Genomic DNA, 17,332 nt, shown 5'->3' with positions numbered 1-17,332 from the left:
TAAATATACTGTTTTCTATATGAAAAACAAAACCATCTATACGGACTTAAATGAATTGCTGACAATCGTTAAAAATTGATTTATTTTATTTTTTTTTCTTTTTGAAGCGCATTCAAAAAAATATGTTCTGTCAAAATTTTTACATGATTTTTTTTCATACTTTTTTTTAATTTGGAACCAAAATTTTTTCCAACTACTATAAAATTAATTTTATTGTTGACAGTATTATAGACTCTTCCTCCTAAAAATTCTACTATATTTTTAGCTTCATGACGGGTCATAGAAGATAATTTTCCTGTAAATACAAAAGATTTTCCTTCAATAAAAGAATATTTTTTCATTATAGGACGTTTATAAATATGTAATCCGTATTTTATAAGCATTTTAACTATGCGTTGATGTTCTGTCATTGAAAAATAAGTAATGATGCTTTTTGTAATTCTTTTTCCTATACCAGAAATAGAAATTAGATGATGATAATTTGCATGTCTCAAAGAATTGAGATCCAAAAAATTTTCTGTCAGTTTTTTGGAAATATATTCTCCTACATAACGAATCCCTAAGGAAAATAATACTCTGCAATAGGGATTTTTTTTAGATTTTTCTATATTGTTCAAAATGCTACATGCCAATTTTTCTTTTATACCTTCTATTTGAAGGAGTTCTTCTTTTCTCAATTCATATAAATCATAAAAATTATATAAAAAACCTTTTTCGTATAGTTTATTTATCATTTTGCTTCCGATTTTTTTTATATTCATAACATTTACAAAGTGTATGATTTTTTTTATTCTTTGAGAAAAACAGTTTTGATTAATGCAGTAAAATAATTCATTTTTTTTCGTTAAAATATTATTACATGATGGGCATTTTTTTAAAAAAAATACAGGAAAGGTTTGATTTGATCTTTTTTTTATATTTATTTCTGTGACTTTTGGAATGATGTTCCCTCCTTTTTCTAATAAAAGTGCATCGTCATAATGGATTCCCATTTTTTGTATGAAATTATCATTATAAAGTGCTACTCTTTTGATTGTAGTTCCATCAATTAAAATAGGAATAACATTGGCAACAGGAGTAATGATTCCTGTACGTCCCACTTGAAACGTAATATTTAATAATTTGGTTTCATACGATTTTTGTCTAAATTTATAGGCTATAGCCCAACGTGGATATTTATTGGTAAATCCTAAAATGGATTGTTTTTTATGTTCATTGACTTTAATAACTATTCCGTCCGTGTGATACGGTCGTTTATTTTGATAGATATTCCAAAAATCTATAAAATGATATACTTCTTTCATGTTCCTACAAAAACGTGTTGTTTCCGGAGTTTTAAACCCCCAATATTTTATGTATTTTATCGCTTCATATTGTGTATCAAAAGGTAAATTATTTCCTACAACATGAAATGCTATACAAAATAAATTTCTTTTACGTACTTCTTGAGTATCATGAATTTTCAATGTTCCACTGGCCGTATTTCTTGGATTCGCATAAGGTTTGTGTCCATTTTTGATACGTTTTTTATTGATTTCTATAAAATTCTTTATCGGAAGAAAAATTTCTCCACGTATTTCAAGATATGGAGGATGGTTCTTTCCACTTAATTCGAAAGGAATATATTTTATCGTTTTTATATTTTTTGTAACATCTTCTCCTTTTTCTCCATCACCACGAGTGACCGCATTTATTAAAAATCCGTTTTTATAAATTAAATTAATAGAAACTCCATCATATTTGGGTTCGCATACAAAAGATAAAGAATGAACTGATTTACTTATTTTTGTTTTCCAAATCATTAATTCTTTTTTAGAATAGGTATTTTGAATAGAGTACATTTTGTATTTATGATAAACAGAAGATATAAAGTTTCTTTCATGAACTTCTGCTCCTATTTTTATTGTAGGTGAAGTCGGATCATATAATTCAGGATATTTCTTTTCTAAAAAAGATAATTTTTTTAATTTTTTATCAAAATGTAAGTCTGATATTTCTGAATTATCAAAATTATAATATTGATCATTATATTTCAACAATTCTTTTCTGAGTTTATATATTTTATCTTTATCCATATTGTTTTATATTATTTATATTATTTTTTTTCGTAATAAATTGCACGAATCATTCTAAAAAATCCTTGAAAATCTCTTCTTATTTCTATATTTGTAAATCCTATTTGTTTTAAACAATCAATGATATCTAAGTAAATAAATTGGTTTATTTCAAAATAAACATAAACGATTCCAGTAAATCTTTTTTTAATCCAAAAAGAAATTTTTTTATAAAAAATAAGAGGGTCTTCGTCAGGAACAAATAAAGCTTGATAAGGTTCATATTGAACAATATTTGGATGTAATAGTTTTTTTTCAGAAAGTCTGATATAAGGAGGATTACTTACGACAATGTTAACAGTATTTTTATTCATTTTTGTAGGGATGTTCATGCTGTTTTTCAAAATATCTATATTTTTTAATGAAATTTTAACATTATGTAATTTTGCATTTTCACTAGCTATATCAAGAGCCCCTTGAGCAGAGTCAATGGCATAAATGTGTATAATTTCAGGTTTTTTTTTTTTTAAAGTAATACTTATGCATCCACTCCCTGTTCCAATATCAAATACTTGAACAGAATGATTACGATTGACCTTGTGATGATCCTGTAGAATCCAATATACAAGTTCTTCTGTTTCTGGTCTTGGAATGAATACTTTTTCATTAACTATGAATTTCATGTCAAAAAAATAGGTATGACCAATGACATATTGTATAGGTCTATTTTTTTTTAATTCCCATAATTTTTTTATTAATTTATCATAAGTAAAAAAATTTATTTTTTCTTTTCTACTTAATCGTAATAAAATAGTTGTTTTATCACATTGAAAAATATGGGTAGTGAGTAAAAAAAAGATATTTTCTACTTCTTTAGCTTCTGGATATAAATTTTTAAGAGTGTTTTGAAAAAAACGGTAAAATTTGTAAAAAGATTTCATATGTTAAAATGATGCGAATTTCAAAAAAAAATACTTATTTTATCTTACATAATTATTTTTTTTATGTTAGATTTAGATCATGATACCATTGTTGCTTTAGCAACACCTATTGGATCTAGTGCTATTTCTGTCATTCGTATTTCTGGCAAAAATTCTATATCTACTGTTGAAAATATTTTTATTTCTATTAAAACTGGAAAAAAATTGGAAAACCAATCTACACATACAATTCATTTAGGGTATATTGTAGCAGAAAATAATAATTTATTAGATCAAGTTTTAGTTTCTATTTTTAAATCTCCTTTTTCTTATACAGGAGAGAATATGATAGAGATTTCTTGTCATGGATCTGATTATATTCAACAACAGATTTTGCAATTGCTTGTTAGAAAAGGAATTCGTTTGGCTCGTCCTGGAGAATTTACATTTCGTGCTTTTATAAATAAAAAAGTGGATTTATCACAAGCTGAGGCGATAGCTGATTTGATTGTATCTGAAAACAAAATCAGTCATGAAATGTCTTTACAACAGATTAAAGGAACGTTAGCTAACACTATTAAGGATTTAAGAAAAAAATTATTGGATTTTGCATCTTTACTAGAATTGGAATTGGATTTTTCTGAAGATCATCTTCTCTTTGTCAAGAGAGAAGACCTTTTTTCTTTTTTACAAGAATTAAAGGGGATTTTGAAAGATTTAATTGAATCTTTTTCGTTAGGAAATGCTATAAAAAAAGGAATTTATGTGGTTATTATTGGAGAACCCAATGTGGGAAAATCTACTTTTTTTAATCAGGTGATTCAGGAAGATCGTTCTATTATATCCCATATAGAAGGGACCACTAGAGATTGTGTGGAAGGAGAAATCATTTTAAATGGAATTCTTTTTCGTTTTTTGGATACAGCAGGAATTAGAAAAACCAAAGATCCTATAGAAACTATGGGTGTGGAAAAAACCATGAAAAAAATAGAAGAAGCTCAAGTAATATTATATCTTTTTGATGTTTCAAATCAAAAAAAACAAAAAATTGTTAGTGATATTAAAAAAATTTACAAAAAATATCCATTAAAAAACATTTTTGCCATAGCAAATAAATCAGATATATCCTCTTTTCATGATTTTGAAAATTTCAAGTTAAAGATTTCAAATTTTTTTGAAATTTCGGCAAAAAATTATAATGAAGTGAAAAGAGTTCTCAATGCTTTGAGTTCTTTGTTTTTGGATAAATTAAAAGAAAAAAAAATAGTGGTAACTCAATACAGGCATTATGAAGCTTTAAAACTTTCATTAAGAGAACTTACATTGGCACATAATGCTTTTAATAAAGGACTTTCAGTAGATTTAATATCAATATATCTTAAAGAAGCATTACGATATTTAGGAGAAATTACGGGAGAAATCACAAGTGAAGATATACTCAAAAACATTTTTTCAAAATTTTGCATTGGCAAATAAATAAGATTTATTAGATTAATAAAAATTAAAAATTATGTCATCACATTCTGTAAGAGTTCGTTTTGCTCCTAGTCCTACAGGCCCACTTCATTTAGGTGGAATCAGAACCGCATTATATAATTATCTTTTTGCTAAAAAACATGGTGGAACATTCATTCTGAGAATAGAAGATACTGATCGAAAAAGATTTGTTGAAAATTCTGAATTGTATATTTTGAATACATTAAAATGGTGCCATATAGAACCTGATGAAGGAGTAGGATATGGAGGTCCTTATTATCCTTATTATCAATCTAAAAGAATTGATATTTATCATTTGTACATCAATCAGTTGTTAAAAAAAGGTTATGCTTATTATGCATTTGATACAGATAAAGATATAGATAAAAAAAGAAAAGAATATAACAAACGTGGATTAACTTTTTCTTATAATTCTATAATTAGAATGGACTTGAATAATTCTTTAACTCTGACAACAGAACAATTACATGATAAATTGCGATCTTGTTCTTATGTGATTCGATTTAAAATAAAACCTGGAGAAAAATTGAAAATGTATGATATCATTCGTGGCAATATAATTGTTGATACAGATCATTTAGACGATAAAATTTTATTGAAATCTGATGGGGCCCCCACTTATCATCTAGCAAATACAATAGACGATCATTTAATGAAAATTACTCATGTGATCAGAGGAGAAGAATGGCTTTCATCTACGTTCTTGCATGTATTGTTATATAAGGCTTTTGGGTGGTCCCTTCCTCATTTTGCACATTTGCCTTTAATTTTAAGAAATAATGGAAAAGGAAAAATTAGCAAAAGAAATACAGGTAGTTTAAATTTTCCTATATATCCTATACAATGGAAAATTCCAAAAACAAAAATTATCATACCAGGATATAGGGAATTAGGTTATTTGCCAGAAGCATTTGTGAATATGTTAGCTTTATTAGGTTGGAATCCTGGAGTTGAAAAGGAAATTTTTTCTTTACAAGAATTAATCCACTTATTTTCTTTAGAAAAAATAAATAAATCTGGAGTTTATTTTGATATTAAAAAAATAAATTGGTTTAATAAAAAACATTTAAATAAAAAAAAAGAAGAAATATTTGCATTTCTTTTCGAAGAAATAAAAACACGTTCTATTTTATGCAAAAAAGATTATTTATGGAAAGTAATTCATTTAACAATAAATAGGATTCATTTTATTCATGAAATATGGAAACATTCTTTTTATTTTTTTGTTTCTCCTAGTTCTTATGAAGATAATTTTTTCAATAAAATTTGTCATAAAAATACCATACTTCAATTAGATAACGCCAAAATATTGTTATATGATATGAATCCATTTACATCTGTAAATTTGAAATTTTTGTTTCAAACAATAAAAAATAAACATAAAATCATGCCATTATTTCGTTTAGCTTTAGTGGGTTCTCTAAAAGGAATTGATATTTTCATTATTTTGGAAATGCTAGGAAAACAAGAAAGTATACGAAGAATCGAAAAATTGATCAATCGAATTAAAGAAAAAATTTAGAATATTTTTGAAAAAAGAACATAAAAATATAGATTTATATTTTCGTAAAAAAAAATTCAATGCTTAAACATTATGAAAATGTTATCATAATAACCCCCATATTATCTGATGATCAAGCAAAAAAAACAGCAAAAGAATATGAAGATTATATCATACAAAAAAAAGGAAAAATCGTTCATCAGGAACATTGGGGTTTGAAAAAATTAGCTTATTCCATTCAAAAAAAACAAAGCGGTTGTTATCACTTATTTGAATTTTTGTTAAATTCTGATTTAATTTCTAATTTAGAATTGAAATTAAGACAAGATGAGCGTATTTTACGTTTTTTGACTGTAAAATTAAATAAATATGGAATAGAATATGCAGAAAAAAGAATAAAAAAATTGTTAAAAAAAGACGAATAATTATAATTATGATATTAGAGGAAACCTCTCAACATGCAAAAAAAGTACAAGTAGTAGATAATGAATTAAGATATTTATCTCCTATTAAAATAGAAACCAAAGTAGAAAAAAGATATTGCTTCTTTGAAAAAAATAATATAAAATATATAGATTATAAAGATCCTACATTTTTAATCAAATTTTTGAATTCGCAAGGAAAAATTCTACCACGTCGTATCACAGGTACTTTACAAAAAAATCAAAATAAATTAAATGCGGCGATAAAAAGATGTAGACAGATTGGGCTTTTACCTTTTGTTACAGATGATTTAAGATAAAATGAAAATTCTTCTCAAAAAAGACGTAGAAAATTTAGGATTTCAATACGATGAATTAGATGTAAAACCTGGTTATGCTAGAAACTATCTAATTCCTAAAGGATATGCTGTATTAGCATTGCCTGGGACTATAAAAAATATTCATGAAATATTAAAACAACGTTCTAAAAAAGAAAATTTTTTAATTGAAAAATCGAAAGAAATAGAAGAAAAATTAAGTAAATTAACTATTAAAATATCAGTTAAGGTTGGAAAAGGAGGAAAACTTTTCGGTTCGATTAATAATCAATATTTGATAAAAATTCTTAAAAAAGAAGGAATTGATATAGATAAAAAATTTATTAGAATACCTGGAAATAAAGTAATTAAAACAATAGGAAAACATCAAGCAAGTATTCGATTACATCAAAAACGTGAGTTTACGTTAAATTTTGAAATATTATCTTCATCCCAATAAAGTATCATATAACAAAAATAAATTTAGAAAGACAATGATGACGGTAATCAACCAAGCTGATATTTTTAAAATGGGCCCATTTACAAATGATCCCATTTTTTCATTATCTCCTGTAAAATTAACTAATGGAATAATCGCAAAACTTAATTGTACGGATAAAATGATTTGACTAATTATTAATAATTCAGTTGTTCCTTTTTCTCCATAAACAATAGAGGCAATCATAGCTGGAACAATAGCTATAAGTCTCGTAATTAATCTTCGTATCCAAGGTTTTAATTTTATATTAATAAAGCCTTCCATAACTATTTGTCCAGCTAAAGTTCCAGTTAATGTGGAATTTTGTCCTGATGCGAGTAAAGCTAATGCAAAAAAAACTCCTGCAAGGCTAGAACCTAGTATAGGAGTTAGAAGTTTGTGTGCATCCATAATGTCTGAAATTTCTGTATGTCCAGTTTTATGAAAAGTGGCTGCTGATATAATTAATATAGCTGCATTAATAAAAAATGCTAAAGATAAAGATAAGGTACTGTCTATAGTCGCGTATTTTATAGCCATTTTTTTTCCTTCAATAGTCCGTGGATAATCTCTGGTTTGTATGATACTTGAGTGAAGATAAAGATTATGAGGCATTACTGTAGCTCCTAATATTCCTATAGATATATAAAAAGAACGCGAATTTTTTATAATTTCAGGATTAGGGACAATTCCTTTTAATATAGGAAAAATTTCAGGTTTAGAGCTAATAATTTCAAAACTAAAACAAATTAAAATTGTAAAAATTAAAGCGGCGACTACACTTTCAATATATCTAAACCCTTTATATTGGAAAAATAAAATAATTAAAACATCTATAGCTGTAATTAATACGCCCCATGTAATAGGAATGCCAAAAAGCAATTTTAAAGCTAATACGGAACCAATGATTTCAGCTAAATCACAAGCTGCAATAGAAATTTCGCATAATATCCATAAGCTAAAGCTTATAAAGGGGGGATAATGATCCCTACAAGCTTGTGCTAAATCTCTTTCACAAACAATTCCTAATTTTAAAGCTAAATGTTGCAAAATAATAGCAAAAAAATTAGATATAAAAATGACGGATAAAAGCATATAACCAAATTTAGCTCCTCCAGCAATATCTGTAGCCCAATTTCCTGGATCCATATATCCTACAGCAATTAATAATCCTGGACCAGTAAAAGCAAAAAGTTTTTTCCATATTCCTTTCTGTTTAGGGACAGAAACGGAAGAAAAAACTTCTGATAGAGAAGGGTGCTTGTTTTCATTCCTCCATCCTATAGAAGATTTTTTCTTTTGCATATGCATAAATAAATAGTAGAATACGAAAACATAAAGTTAACTGTTTTAATCTTTTGTTGTCAATTCATATTGAATCATTTTGAATCATTTTACATTGTGAAAAATTGAAAAAATTGTATAAAATAGAATAATTTTTTATATTTGCTTCAAGTTTTATCCGCTTGATTGATAATGATTCAATCTTTTTTTTGGGTTCATGAAAAAAATAGCGATACAAGGGGTTAAGGGGTGTTTTCATCATGCAGCTGTTTCCAGATATTTTGAAGGATGTAATTATAAGTTGATAGAATGTTCTTCTTTTAGAGAATTGGCTGTTTCTGTTGCCAAATCTGATGTAGATATTGGAGTTATGGCTATAGAAAATACTATAGCGGGAACAATTTTGACAAATTACAGTCTTTTATCTGAATATAATTTAAAAATAGTGGGAGAGGTCTATATGCCGATACAACATCATCTCATGGCTTATACCGTACAAAATATAGAAGATATTAAGGAAATATATTCTCATCCTATGGCTATTTTACAATGTGAATCATTCATAGGTGCGCATCCTTATATAAAAATATCCGAATATTCAGATACAGCTGCTGCTGCTAAATATATTTCTACATGCGAAAAAAAAGGTTTGGCTGCAATAGCGTCTGAAAATGCGGCTAAAGAATACGGTTTGGAAATCATTTCCAAAAATATACAAACGATTACAAGTAATTTTACTAGATTCTTCATTATTAAAAATTATTATAAACAAGAAAATAATTATTTCAATAAAGCTTCATTAATATTTAAAATATTCCATACTACTGGTAGTTTGTCTAAGATATTGAGTTTTATATCGAGTCTTGGAATTAACATGACGAAAATACAATCCATTCCTATCATACAAAGGCCTTGGGAATATTCATTTTATGTGGATATTATATTCAACGATATAAAAGATTATGAAAAGATGAAAAAACAAATACAAAAAATACCCTGTCTTCATAAATTGTCTATTATGGGAGAATATAAAAATGGTAGAATTAGATCCTAATGTAATGATTGTAGCAGCAAAAAGAACGCATAAAATATCGGAATATTTTTTTTCAGAAAAAATGAAGGAAATTCATAATTTAGAAAAAAATGGAGTGAAAATCATTAATTTGGGAATCGGTAATCCTGATCTTCTTCCACCATATGGGGTGGTACATAAAATGAAAAAAGCGTCAGAATTAAAACATGCTAATACTTATCAAAGCTATATTGGAATTGAAGCATTTCGTCATTCCATTTCTAATTGGTATAAAAAAGTATATCAAGTTGATGTGGATCCTGAAAATGAAATTTTACCATTAATGGGTTCTAAGGAAGGAATTATGTATATAAGCATGTCTTATTTAAATAAAGGGGATAAAGTATTAATTTCTGATCCGGGATATCCTACTTATTCCTCTATATCAAAACTTTTGGAAGCAAAAATTGTTTATTATGATCTTTATGAGAATGATAATTGGGTTCCAAGATTGGAAAATATATCTAATACAAAGGCAAAAATGATGTGGATCAATTATCCTCACATGCCTACTGGGGCAACCATTTCTTTTGAAGAATTAGAAAAAATTGTTTTTTTTGCGAAAAAAAATCATGTATTACTTGTTCATGACAATCCTTATGGTTTTATCTTGAATCAAGAACGTCCTTTAAGTATTTTTAATGTAAAAGGAGCTAAAAATATAGCTTTGGAATTAAATTCTTTAAGTAAAAGTTATAATATGCCTGGATGGCGTGTTGGAATGATAATAGGAAAAAAGGAATTTATTAAAAATATATTGAAAGTAAAAAGTCAAATGGATTCCGGTATGTATTATCCCATACAAATTGGAGCCATAGAAGCCATGAATCATGATTCAAAATGGTTTGAAAAACTCAATATAGAATATCTTAAACGAAGAAAAATTATATGGGATATATGTGATTTTTTAAATTTAAAATATACAATAAAAAGTTCTGGAATATTTGTTTGGGCGAAAATCACTGATGCAAATAAAAATGATTATATATGGTCCAAAAAATTTCTAGAAACTTATCACATATTTGTCACTCCTGGAAGAGTATTTGGTCATAATGGCAAAGGATATGTAAGATTTTCTATGTGTTGTCCAGTAAAAATTTTGGAACAGGCAAAAAATAGAATTTGTTCATGAATATTGGAATCATAGGATTAGGATTGATTGGGGGATCCATTGGGTTAGGATTAAGAAAATCCAATTTCGGAGATAAATTTATAGGAACAGATTCGAATAAAAAAAATGCTTTACATGCTGTGAAACTTGGAATTGTAGATGAAATAATTCCTTTGCAGGATCTCATCCTGCAATCTTCAGTAATTGTTTTATCTATTCCCGTAGATGAAATAGAAAAAATACTTCCAAGTATTCTGAATATAATCAGTACGGATACAGTTATTTTAGATACGGGATCTACTAAATATGATATTTGTAATAAGATTGATTCTCATCCTAAAAGAAGTCGCTTTGTAGCGACACATCCGATTGCAGGAATTGAAAATTCTGGACCTATTTCAGCTTATTCTGATTTGTTTTATAAAAAAAAATGCATCATTTGTGATTCTGAACTTAGTGATCCAGATGCAATGAATGTAGTTACAAAAATCTATTCTATTATGAAAATGCGGATGATTTATATGACTTCTAAAGAACATGATTCATATATTGCTTATATATCCCATTTACCTCATGTAGTTTCCTTTGCTTTAGCTAATACAGTTTTAAAAAAATTTAAACATGAAGAAAAAATTTTTAATAATATGATGGGGAGTGGATTAGATTCTACTACACGTTTAGCGAAAAGTAAGCCTGAAACATGGTTGCCTATTTTTATTTCTAATAGAAAAAATATGATTCAAGCTATAGATTTTTATATTGATCATTTAAATAAATTTCGTAATCATTTAATAAACAAAGAATTTCATAAAATAGATCAATATATGAAAAAGGCTAACAATATAAAAGATAAAAAATATGTGTAAATTAATGTGATGGATAAATTGAACAATAGTATAGACAGATCTTGGATTGATCAATGTAATAAACCTTTCATTATATCTGGTCCTTGTAGTGCGGAAAATGAACAACAAATATTAGAAACCGCTAATCGATTGAATCCTTCTTATGTTCAAGTTTTTCGAGCTGGAATATGGAAACCTAGAACAAAGCCCAATAATTTTGAGGGAGTTGGACAAAAAGGACTTGAATGGCTTCGTAAAGTAAAAAAAAGTACGGGATTCATGGTGGCTACAGAAATAGCAAATGCTGAACATGTGAAATTAGCCATTTCTTTTGGAATAGATATTCTTTGGATAGGAGCTAGAAGCACGGCTAGTCCTTTTACAATTCAAGAAATAGCGGACGCTTTGGAAGGAGAAAATAATAAAATTATTCTGGTAAAAAATCCTATTCATCCTGATATAGAATTATGGACAGGAGCTTTAGAGCGTTTATTAGGTAAAGGAATTAAAAAATTAGGAGTCATACATCGTGGGTTTTATACCTATAAAAATTACAAATATAGAAATCAACCTAATTGGAGTCTTTTGTTAAATTTTAGAAGTCTTATTCCTAGAATCCCTATTATATGTGATCCTTCACATATTTGTGGAAATAAAGAAGGAATTTTAGATATAGCAAAAAAAGCTTATCATTTTCAATATGAAGGATTAATGGTAGAAAGTCATTGTGATCCCGATCATGCTTGGAGCGACGCTCAACAACAAATTACTCCCGAAAATCTTTTGGAAATGTTAAAAGAATTAACATATATCAAAAAATGTGATCAAAAAAGTAAAAGATATTTAAATTTAGATTCTTTTAGGATTTTAATTGATGAACTAGATGAAAATATTATTGCACTTTTAGCAGAAAGAATGAAGATTTCTAAAAAATTAGGGACTTTGAAAAAATCTTCAGATATTGCAATTTTTCAACCCAATAGGTGGAAAGATATAATGAAAAAATCTCTTAATTTGGGTAAAAGTTTAGGAATTTCTGAAGAATTTCTTGAAGGAATTTTTCAACTTTTGCATCAAGAATCTATTAAAATTCAGAATCAAATCAGGTAATTTATAAATTTTTAGTCCTAAAAATGGCTTATTTATTCACCAGTGAATCTGTTTCAGAAGGTCATCCTGACAAAATTTCAGATCAAATATCTGATTCTATATTAGATCATTTTTTAGCGTGTGACCCAGATGCAAAAGTAGCTATAGAAACTCTAGTCACCACGGGACAAATTATATTAGCTGGAGAAGTCAATTCTAATACCTGGGTTAATGTTAAAAAAATAGCTCGTGACACTCTTAGGAAAATAGGGTATACTAAAAATGAATATAGATTCAATGCAGATTCTTGTGGTGTTCTTTCTTCTATTCAAGAACAATCTTTGGATTTATTAGAAGGGATTCAACGATCAAAAAAAGAAGAACAAGGGTCTGGGGATCAATGTATTGTTTTTGGTTATGCTGTGAAAGAAACAGAAAATTATATGCCTTTGTCATTAGAGATATCACATCATATATTAAAGGAACTTTCATATCTTAGAAATGAAGGAAAAAAAATGACTTATTTACGTCCAGATGCAAAATCTCAAGTAACTTTAGAATATTCTGATGCTAATGTTCCAGTTCATATTCACGCTATTGTCATTTCAACTCAACATGATGAATTTGATACAAAAGAAAGAATGCATCAACGGATAGTTGATGATGTTAAAAATATTCTCATACCAAGAGTAATGAATAATATAAAGAATGTAAAAAAATTATTTACGGATCAAACAAAATATTACATCAATTCAACAGGAAAATTTGTCACGGGAGGACCTCATGGTGATACGGGTCTTACCGGAAGAAAGATTATAGTAGATACTTATGGAGGAAGAGGATCTCATGGAGGAGGAGCTTTTTCTGGAAAAGATCCATCTAAGATGGATAGATCTGGATCTTATGCGGCTCGACATATAGCTAAGAACTTAGTGGCAGCAGGAATTTCAGATGAATTACAGATTCAAATATCTTACGCGGCAGGCATTGCAGAACCCATAGGAATTTTTGTAAATACTTATGGTAAATCAAAAATAGATAATGAAAACATTGTGTCGAATATAAATAAAATTTTTGATTTACGTCCTTATGCTATAGAAAAAAGATTAAAATTGCGGAACCCAATGTATGAAGAAACATCTGTGTATGGACATATGGGAAAAATTCCAAAAAAAGTGAATAAATCTTTTTTGGATACAGAAGGGAATCAAAAAAAACAAGAAGTAGAACTTTTCACATGGGAAAAGTTAGACTATTTATCCGTTATAAAGGAAATATTTAATATTTCAAAAAATAGGTATTTTTATTAGTGAAATATTTTTTAACTATGTCTTACAATCTATTGAAAGGAAAAAAAGGAATTATATTTGGAGCCTTGGATGAGAATTCTATTGCTTGGAAGGTTGCAGAACGCGCTTATGAAGAAAAAGCATCTTTCGTATTAACCAATACGCCAGCTTCTTTAAGAATAGGTAAAATTTATGAATTATCTAATAAAACAAAATCTATGGTGATTCCAGCAGATGCTACTTCCATCCCAGATCTAAATATTTTATTTGAAAAAACATTGGATCATTTTGGAGGAAAAATAGATTTTATATTGCATTCTATAGCTATGTCTATGAATATACGAAAAGATTTAACTTATCCCTCTTTAAATTATGATTTTTTAAGAAAAGGATGGGAAATATCTGCTGTCTCTTATCATAAAATTATGCAAACTGCTTGGAATAAAAAAGCGATGAATAAATGGGGTTCTATTGTAGCTATAACATATATAGCTTCTCAACGAAGTTTTCCACATTATGGAGATATGTCAGATTATAAATCATATTTAGAAAGTATTACACGTAATTTTGGATATCATTGGGGAATCAAAGAAAAGGTAAGGGTGAATACGGTATCACAATCTCCTAGTATCACACGATCAGCAAAAGGCATTAAAGGGTTTAATAAACTTTTCATATTATCTGAAAAAATATCTCCGTTAGGAAACGCTTCTACACAAGATTGTGCTAATTATATAATTACACTTTTTTCAGATTTAACAAGAAAAGTAACTATGCAAAATTTATATCATGATGGAGGTTTTTCTCATACTGGAATTAGTGAAGCTATGATTTCATAATCAAAAAAAAACCTCTAAATCTGAATGAACTCTTAAATATGAAAAAAATTATATCTCCATCTTTACTTTCAGCAAATTTAGCTTTTTTATATCGTGATATAGAAATGCTGAATAAAAGTGAAGCAGATTGGTTTCATATTGATATAATGGATTCTTCTTTTGTTTCTAATATTTCTTTTGGATTTTTGTTTACTAAATATGTTAAAAAATACGCTCATAAACCTATAGATGTACATTTAATGATATTGCAACCAGAACGCTATATAGAACAGTTAAAAGCTTGTGGAGCCGATCATTTACATATTCATTATGAAGCTTGCATTCATTTAAACAGAACCATTTATTATATTAAAAAAAATGGAATGAAGGTGGGTGTCGCTGTGAATCCACATACTCCAATTTTTCTTTTACAAGATATTATTAAAGATATAGATTTTGTTTTATTGATGAGTGTAAATCCTGGTTATAGTGGACAAAAATTCATTTATCAAACATATAAAAAATTAGAAGATACTAAAGATTTAATCTTAAAAAAAGATTCTCCTGCTCTTATAGAAGTAGATGGAGGAATTAATTTAGAAAATTCTTCTTTATTATTCAAAAATGGAGCAGATATATTAGTGGCAGGCACTACTATTTTTTCTGATTCTAACCCAAAAAAAATTATTCATAGAATGAAATTCGGAAATTAAACAATGATATTATGTTATGATTTATAAAGAAACTATAAAAAAAATACTTTCTGTTTCTTGCATAGAAGATGTTATTGGAAATTTTGTAGAATTAAAAAAAAGTGGTTTAAATTATAGAGGACTAAGTCCTTTTTCTCATGAAAAAACACCTTCTCTTATAGTTTCTCCTACGAAAAAAATATGGAAAGATTTTAGTTCTGGAAAAGGAGGGAATATCATCACTTTTCTTATGGAACATGAACATTTTACTTATGAAGAATCATTACGTTTTCTTGCCAAGAAATATAATATTAAGATAGATAATAACGATCATAAACGTAGTAAATATAAAGAAGAAGAATATGATCAATTATACTTGATACAAGATTATGCAAAACGTTTTTTTATGAATCAATTACATTCTACCAAAGAAGGACAGGAAAATGGATTGAATTATTTAATTCAAAAAAGGGGTTTTGACATAAAAATAATTAAAAAATTCGAATTAGGATATGCTCCAATTTCTTGGAATATACTTACAAAAACAGCATTAAAACAAGGATTTACAATACGTAATATAAAAAAATCTGGGTTAACAGTTCTCAATAAATACAATCATTTTTTTGATTGTTTCCGTCAACGTGTGATGTTTCCAATCCATAATTTATCAGGAAAAGTTATAGGTTTTGGAGGTCGAAATATTGATTATAGATATTCCACTAAATATATAAATTCATCAGAAAGTAATATTTTTCAAAAAAGTAAAATTTTATATGGCTTGTTTCAAGCTAAAAAAAACATTTTAAAAGAAAATTTTTGTTATTTAGTGGAAGGATATACAGATGTTATTTCTTTATATCAATCTAGGATAAAAAATGTAGTATCTTCTTCTGGCATTTCACTTACTGTGGATCAAATTTTATTAATAAAAAAATTTACAAAAAATATTGTTCTTTTTTATGATGGAGATCGTTCTGGAATTAAAGCCTCTTTAAGAGGAATTAATATGATGCTAGAACAAGAAATGAATTTACGCATATTATTTATTTATAATGGAGAAGATCCAGATTTTATATCCAAAAAATATTCTTTTTCTCAACTCAGAGATTTTTTAGCAAAAAATAGTTATAATTTTGTTTCCTTTAAACAAAAAATATATGAAAAGTTTCATAAACATGATCCCATAAAAAAATCATTTTTAGTAAAAAATATTTTGAATAGTATTTCAAAAATATCCAATGTTATTCAAAAAGAATTATATCTGCAAGAAGCTTCAAAAATACTGAATATTCGTCAAAAAATTCTGATTTCAGAACTGAAAAGAATAAGCGAAAAGAATGTGCATAAACTTAGTTTCGTTAAGGAAAACATAACGTTTTTTTCAAAAAAAACAAACACTATTCTTGTTCTTGAAGATGAATTAATTCAATTGATTTTAAATCATGGAAATCAAATCATAAAAAAAGAAAAATACAACACAACGGTTTTAGAAGAAGTATTACACGTTTTTAAATGCTGGAATTTACGTTTTTCTTTGAATAAGAACCAAGAAATATTTGATCAAATTTGTTTACAAAAGAAAAAAACGAATTTATCAAAATTTTTTTATAAAAAAAATACAAAATTTTATTCATTATCCAAATGGGATAAAAAAGGAATACAAGTTTCCTCTAAAGAGGATCACATGAATCAATATATGATTGATATTTTATTGAGATATAAATCTTTATATATTTCTAAATTGATTCAAAAAGAAATCATACATTATCAGAATTATCTTGCAAAAGATGAAGATAGAAAAGTTTTTATAAAAAAAATTATGCATTTAACAAATATAAAAAATAAACTTCATAAAAAGTTACATAGATATGTATAATTCTTTTTTTTAATTATTTTTTTCTTTTTTTAAGTTTTGGTAAATTCGTGCATATAAATACGAAAAA

General features: G+C 27.0%; 16 protein-coding genes. 13 read left to right on the top strand and 3 right to left on the bottom strand.

The window, feature by feature from the left end; genetic code table 11:
- Positions 1-80: 80 nt before the first annotated feature.
- Together ligA and BGIGA_RS01510 are read right to left on the bottom strand one after the other, a co-directional pair.
- A complete protein-coding gene (gene ligA / locus BGIGA_RS01515) occupies positions 81-2,075 on the bottom strand; it encodes an NAD-dependent DNA ligase LigA (protein ID WP_014726619.1) in 1,995 nt (664 codons plus the stop codon).
- 20 nt (positions 2,076-2,095) lie between these two features.
- Positions 2,096-2,995 carry a HemK/PrmC family methyltransferase gene (locus tag BGIGA_RS01510; RefSeq protein ID WP_014726618.1) on the bottom strand — a complete coding sequence of 300 codons (900 nt, stop codon included), beginning with the start codon at positions 2,993-2,995 and terminating at the stop codon, positions 2,096-2,098.
- Positions 2,996-3,058: 63 nt separating this feature from the next.
- Between BGIGA_RS01510 and mnmE the strand changes: the two genes are divergently transcribed.
- From mnmE to rplI, 5 genes are read left to right on the top strand one after another with little or no spacing between them, the layout of a single operon-like run.
- A complete protein-coding gene (mnmE, locus tag BGIGA_RS01505) occupies positions 3,059-4,450 on the top strand; it encodes a tRNA uridine-5-carboxymethylaminomethyl(34) synthesis GTPase MnmE (protein WP_014726617.1) in 1,392 nt (463 codons plus the stop codon).
- A gap of 34 nt (positions 4,451-4,484) precedes the next feature.
- Positions 4,485-5,993: a glutamate--tRNA ligase gene (gltX, locus tag BGIGA_RS01500; protein WP_014726616.1), complete on the top strand. Its 1,509-nt coding sequence runs from the start codon at positions 4,485-4,487 to the stop codon at positions 5,991-5,993.
- 59 nt (positions 5,994-6,052) lie between these two features.
- Positions 6,053-6,397, top strand: a complete 345-nt coding sequence (gene rpsF / locus BGIGA_RS01495; RefSeq protein ID WP_014726615.1) for a 30S ribosomal protein S6 — start codon at positions 6,053-6,055, stop codon at positions 6,395-6,397.
- Positions 6,398-6,405: 8 nt separating this feature from the next.
- Positions 6,406-6,714 carry a 30S ribosomal protein S18 gene (rpsR, locus tag BGIGA_RS01490; RefSeq protein WP_014726614.1) on the top strand — a complete coding sequence of 103 codons (309 nt, stop codon included), beginning with the start codon at positions 6,406-6,408 and terminating at the stop codon, positions 6,712-6,714.
- A gap of 1 nt (position 6,715) precedes the next feature.
- Positions 6,716-7,171, top strand: coding sequence for a 50S ribosomal protein L9 (gene rplI, locus BGIGA_RS01485; protein ID WP_014726613.1), 456 nt, complete (start codon positions 6,716-6,718; stop codon positions 7,169-7,171).
- On the opposite strand, the gene BGIGA_RS01480 is transcribed toward rplI, so the two are convergent.
- Entirely contained in the window at positions 7,160-8,494 is a 1,335-nt protein-coding gene (locus tag BGIGA_RS01480; RefSeq protein WP_014726612.1) for an Nramp family divalent metal transporter, read from the bottom strand. The genes rplI and BGIGA_RS01480 overlap by 12 nt on opposite strands.
- Positions 8,495-8,690: 196 nt before the next feature.
- Here BGIGA_RS01480 and BGIGA_RS01475 point away from each other — a divergent pair, with 196 nt between their 5' ends.
- Genes BGIGA_RS01475 through dnaG form a run of 8 tightly spaced genes read left to right on the top strand, consistent with a single transcriptional unit; the run spans position 8,691 to position 17,265 of the window.
- On the top strand, positions 8,691-9,527 hold the full coding sequence (locus tag BGIGA_RS01475) for a prephenate dehydratase (RefSeq protein ID WP_014726611.1): 837 nt from the start codon (positions 8,691-8,693) through the stop codon (positions 9,525-9,527).
- Between the two features lie 4 nt (positions 9,528-9,531).
- The gene (locus tag BGIGA_RS01470; protein ID WP_014726610.1) at positions 9,532-10,677 is read left to right on the top strand and encodes a pyridoxal phosphate-dependent aminotransferase; all 1,146 of its coding nucleotides are present in this window, start codon (positions 9,532-9,534) and stop codon (positions 10,675-10,677) included.
- Positions 10,674-11,522 (top strand): prephenate dehydrogenase, encoded by an 849-nt coding sequence (locus BGIGA_RS01465; protein WP_014726609.1) that lies wholly within the window; start codon positions 10,674-10,676, stop codon positions 11,520-11,522. Before BGIGA_RS01470 ends, BGIGA_RS01465 begins: the two co-directional genes overlap by 4 nt.
- 9 nt (positions 11,523-11,531) lie before the next feature.
- Entirely contained in the window at positions 11,532-12,611 is a 1,080-nt protein-coding gene (locus tag BGIGA_RS01460) for a bifunctional 3-deoxy-7-phosphoheptulonate synthase/chorismate mutase type II (RefSeq protein WP_014726608.1), read from the top strand.
- Between the two features lie 23 nt (positions 12,612-12,634).
- Positions 12,635-13,900 (top strand): methionine adenosyltransferase, encoded by a 1,266-nt coding sequence (gene metK, locus BGIGA_RS01455; RefSeq protein WP_014726607.1) that lies wholly within the window; start codon positions 12,635-12,637, stop codon positions 13,898-13,900.
- A 17-nt stretch (positions 13,901-13,917) separates the two neighbouring features.
- On the top strand, positions 13,918-14,718 hold the full coding sequence (locus BGIGA_RS01450) for an enoyl-ACP reductase (RefSeq protein ID WP_014726606.1): 801 nt from the start codon (positions 13,918-13,920) through the stop codon (positions 14,716-14,718).
- A 38-nt stretch (positions 14,719-14,756) separates the two neighbouring features.
- Positions 14,757-15,410 carry a ribulose-phosphate 3-epimerase gene (rpe, locus tag BGIGA_RS01445; RefSeq protein WP_014726605.1) on the top strand — a complete coding sequence of 218 codons (654 nt, stop codon included), beginning with the start codon at positions 14,757-14,759 and terminating at the stop codon, positions 15,408-15,410.
- A gap of 16 nt (positions 15,411-15,426) precedes the next feature.
- Complete coding sequence (gene dnaG, locus BGIGA_RS01440; protein WP_014726604.1) at positions 15,427-17,265, top strand: DNA primase; 1,839 nt, start codon at positions 15,427-15,429, stop codon at positions 17,263-17,265.
- Positions 17,266-17,332 lie beyond the last annotated feature (67 nt).

This window comes from Blattabacterium sp. (Blaberus giganteus) (genome assembly GCF_000262715.1).
In the GTDB taxonomy this organism is placed as follows: Bacteria; Bacteroidota; Bacteroidia; order Flavobacteriales; family Blattabacteriaceae; genus Blattabacterium.
This window is presented reverse-complemented; position numbering and strand designations above follow the sequence as displayed.

What these genes read in the sequence shown, in the direction of transcription:
- dnaG (WP_014726604.1), top strand. Translation starts at nt 15,427, where the DNA reads ATGATTTATAAAGAAACTATAAAAAAAATACTTTCTGTTTCTTGCATA.
- BGIGA_RS01510 (WP_014726618.1), bottom strand. Translation starts at nt 2,995, where the DNA reads ATGAAATCTTTTTACAAATTTTACCGTTTTTTTCAAAACACTCTTAAA.
- BGIGA_RS01475 (WP_014726611.1), top strand. Translation starts at nt 8,691, where the DNA reads ATGAAAAAAATAGCGATACAAGGGGTTAAGGGGTGTTTTCATCATGCA.
- rpsR (WP_014726614.1), top strand. Translation starts at nt 6,406, where the DNA reads ATGATATTAGAGGAAACCTCTCAACATGCAAAAAAAGTACAAGTAGTA.
- rpsF (WP_014726615.1), top strand. Translation starts at nt 6,053, where the DNA reads ATGCTTAAACATTATGAAAATGTTATCATAATAACCCCCATATTATCT.
- metK (WP_014726607.1), top strand. Translation starts at nt 12,635, where the DNA reads ATGGCTTATTTATTCACCAGTGAATCTGTTTCAGAAGGTCATCCTGAC.
- BGIGA_RS01480 (WP_014726612.1), bottom strand. Translation starts at nt 8,494, where the DNA reads ATGCAAAAGAAAAAATCTTCTATAGGATGGAGGAATGAAAACAAGCAC.
- ligA (WP_014726619.1), bottom strand. Translation starts at nt 2,075, where the DNA reads ATGGATAAAGATAAAATATATAAACTCAGAAAAGAATTGTTGAAATAT.
- rpe (WP_014726605.1), top strand. Translation starts at nt 14,757, where the DNA reads ATGAAAAAAATTATATCTCCATCTTTACTTTCAGCAAATTTAGCTTTT.
- mnmE (WP_014726617.1), top strand. Translation starts at nt 3,059, where the DNA reads ATGTTAGATTTAGATCATGATACCATTGTTGCTTTAGCAACACCTATT.
- BGIGA_RS01465 (WP_014726609.1), top strand. Translation starts at nt 10,674, where the DNA reads ATGAATATTGGAATCATAGGATTAGGATTGATTGGGGGATCCATTGGG.
- rplI (WP_014726613.1), top strand. Translation starts at nt 6,716, where the DNA reads ATGAAAATTCTTCTCAAAAAAGACGTAGAAAATTTAGGATTTCAATAC.
- BGIGA_RS01450 (WP_014726606.1), top strand. Translation starts at nt 13,918, where the DNA reads ATGTCTTACAATCTATTGAAAGGAAAAAAAGGAATTATATTTGGAGCC.
- BGIGA_RS01460 (WP_014726608.1), top strand. Translation starts at nt 11,532, where the DNA reads ATGGATAAATTGAACAATAGTATAGACAGATCTTGGATTGATCAATGT.
- BGIGA_RS01470 (WP_014726610.1), top strand. Translation starts at nt 9,532, where the DNA reads ATGATTGTAGCAGCAAAAAGAACGCATAAAATATCGGAATATTTTTTT.
- gltX (WP_014726616.1), top strand. Translation starts at nt 4,485, where the DNA reads ATGTCATCACATTCTGTAAGAGTTCGTTTTGCTCCTAGTCCTACAGGC.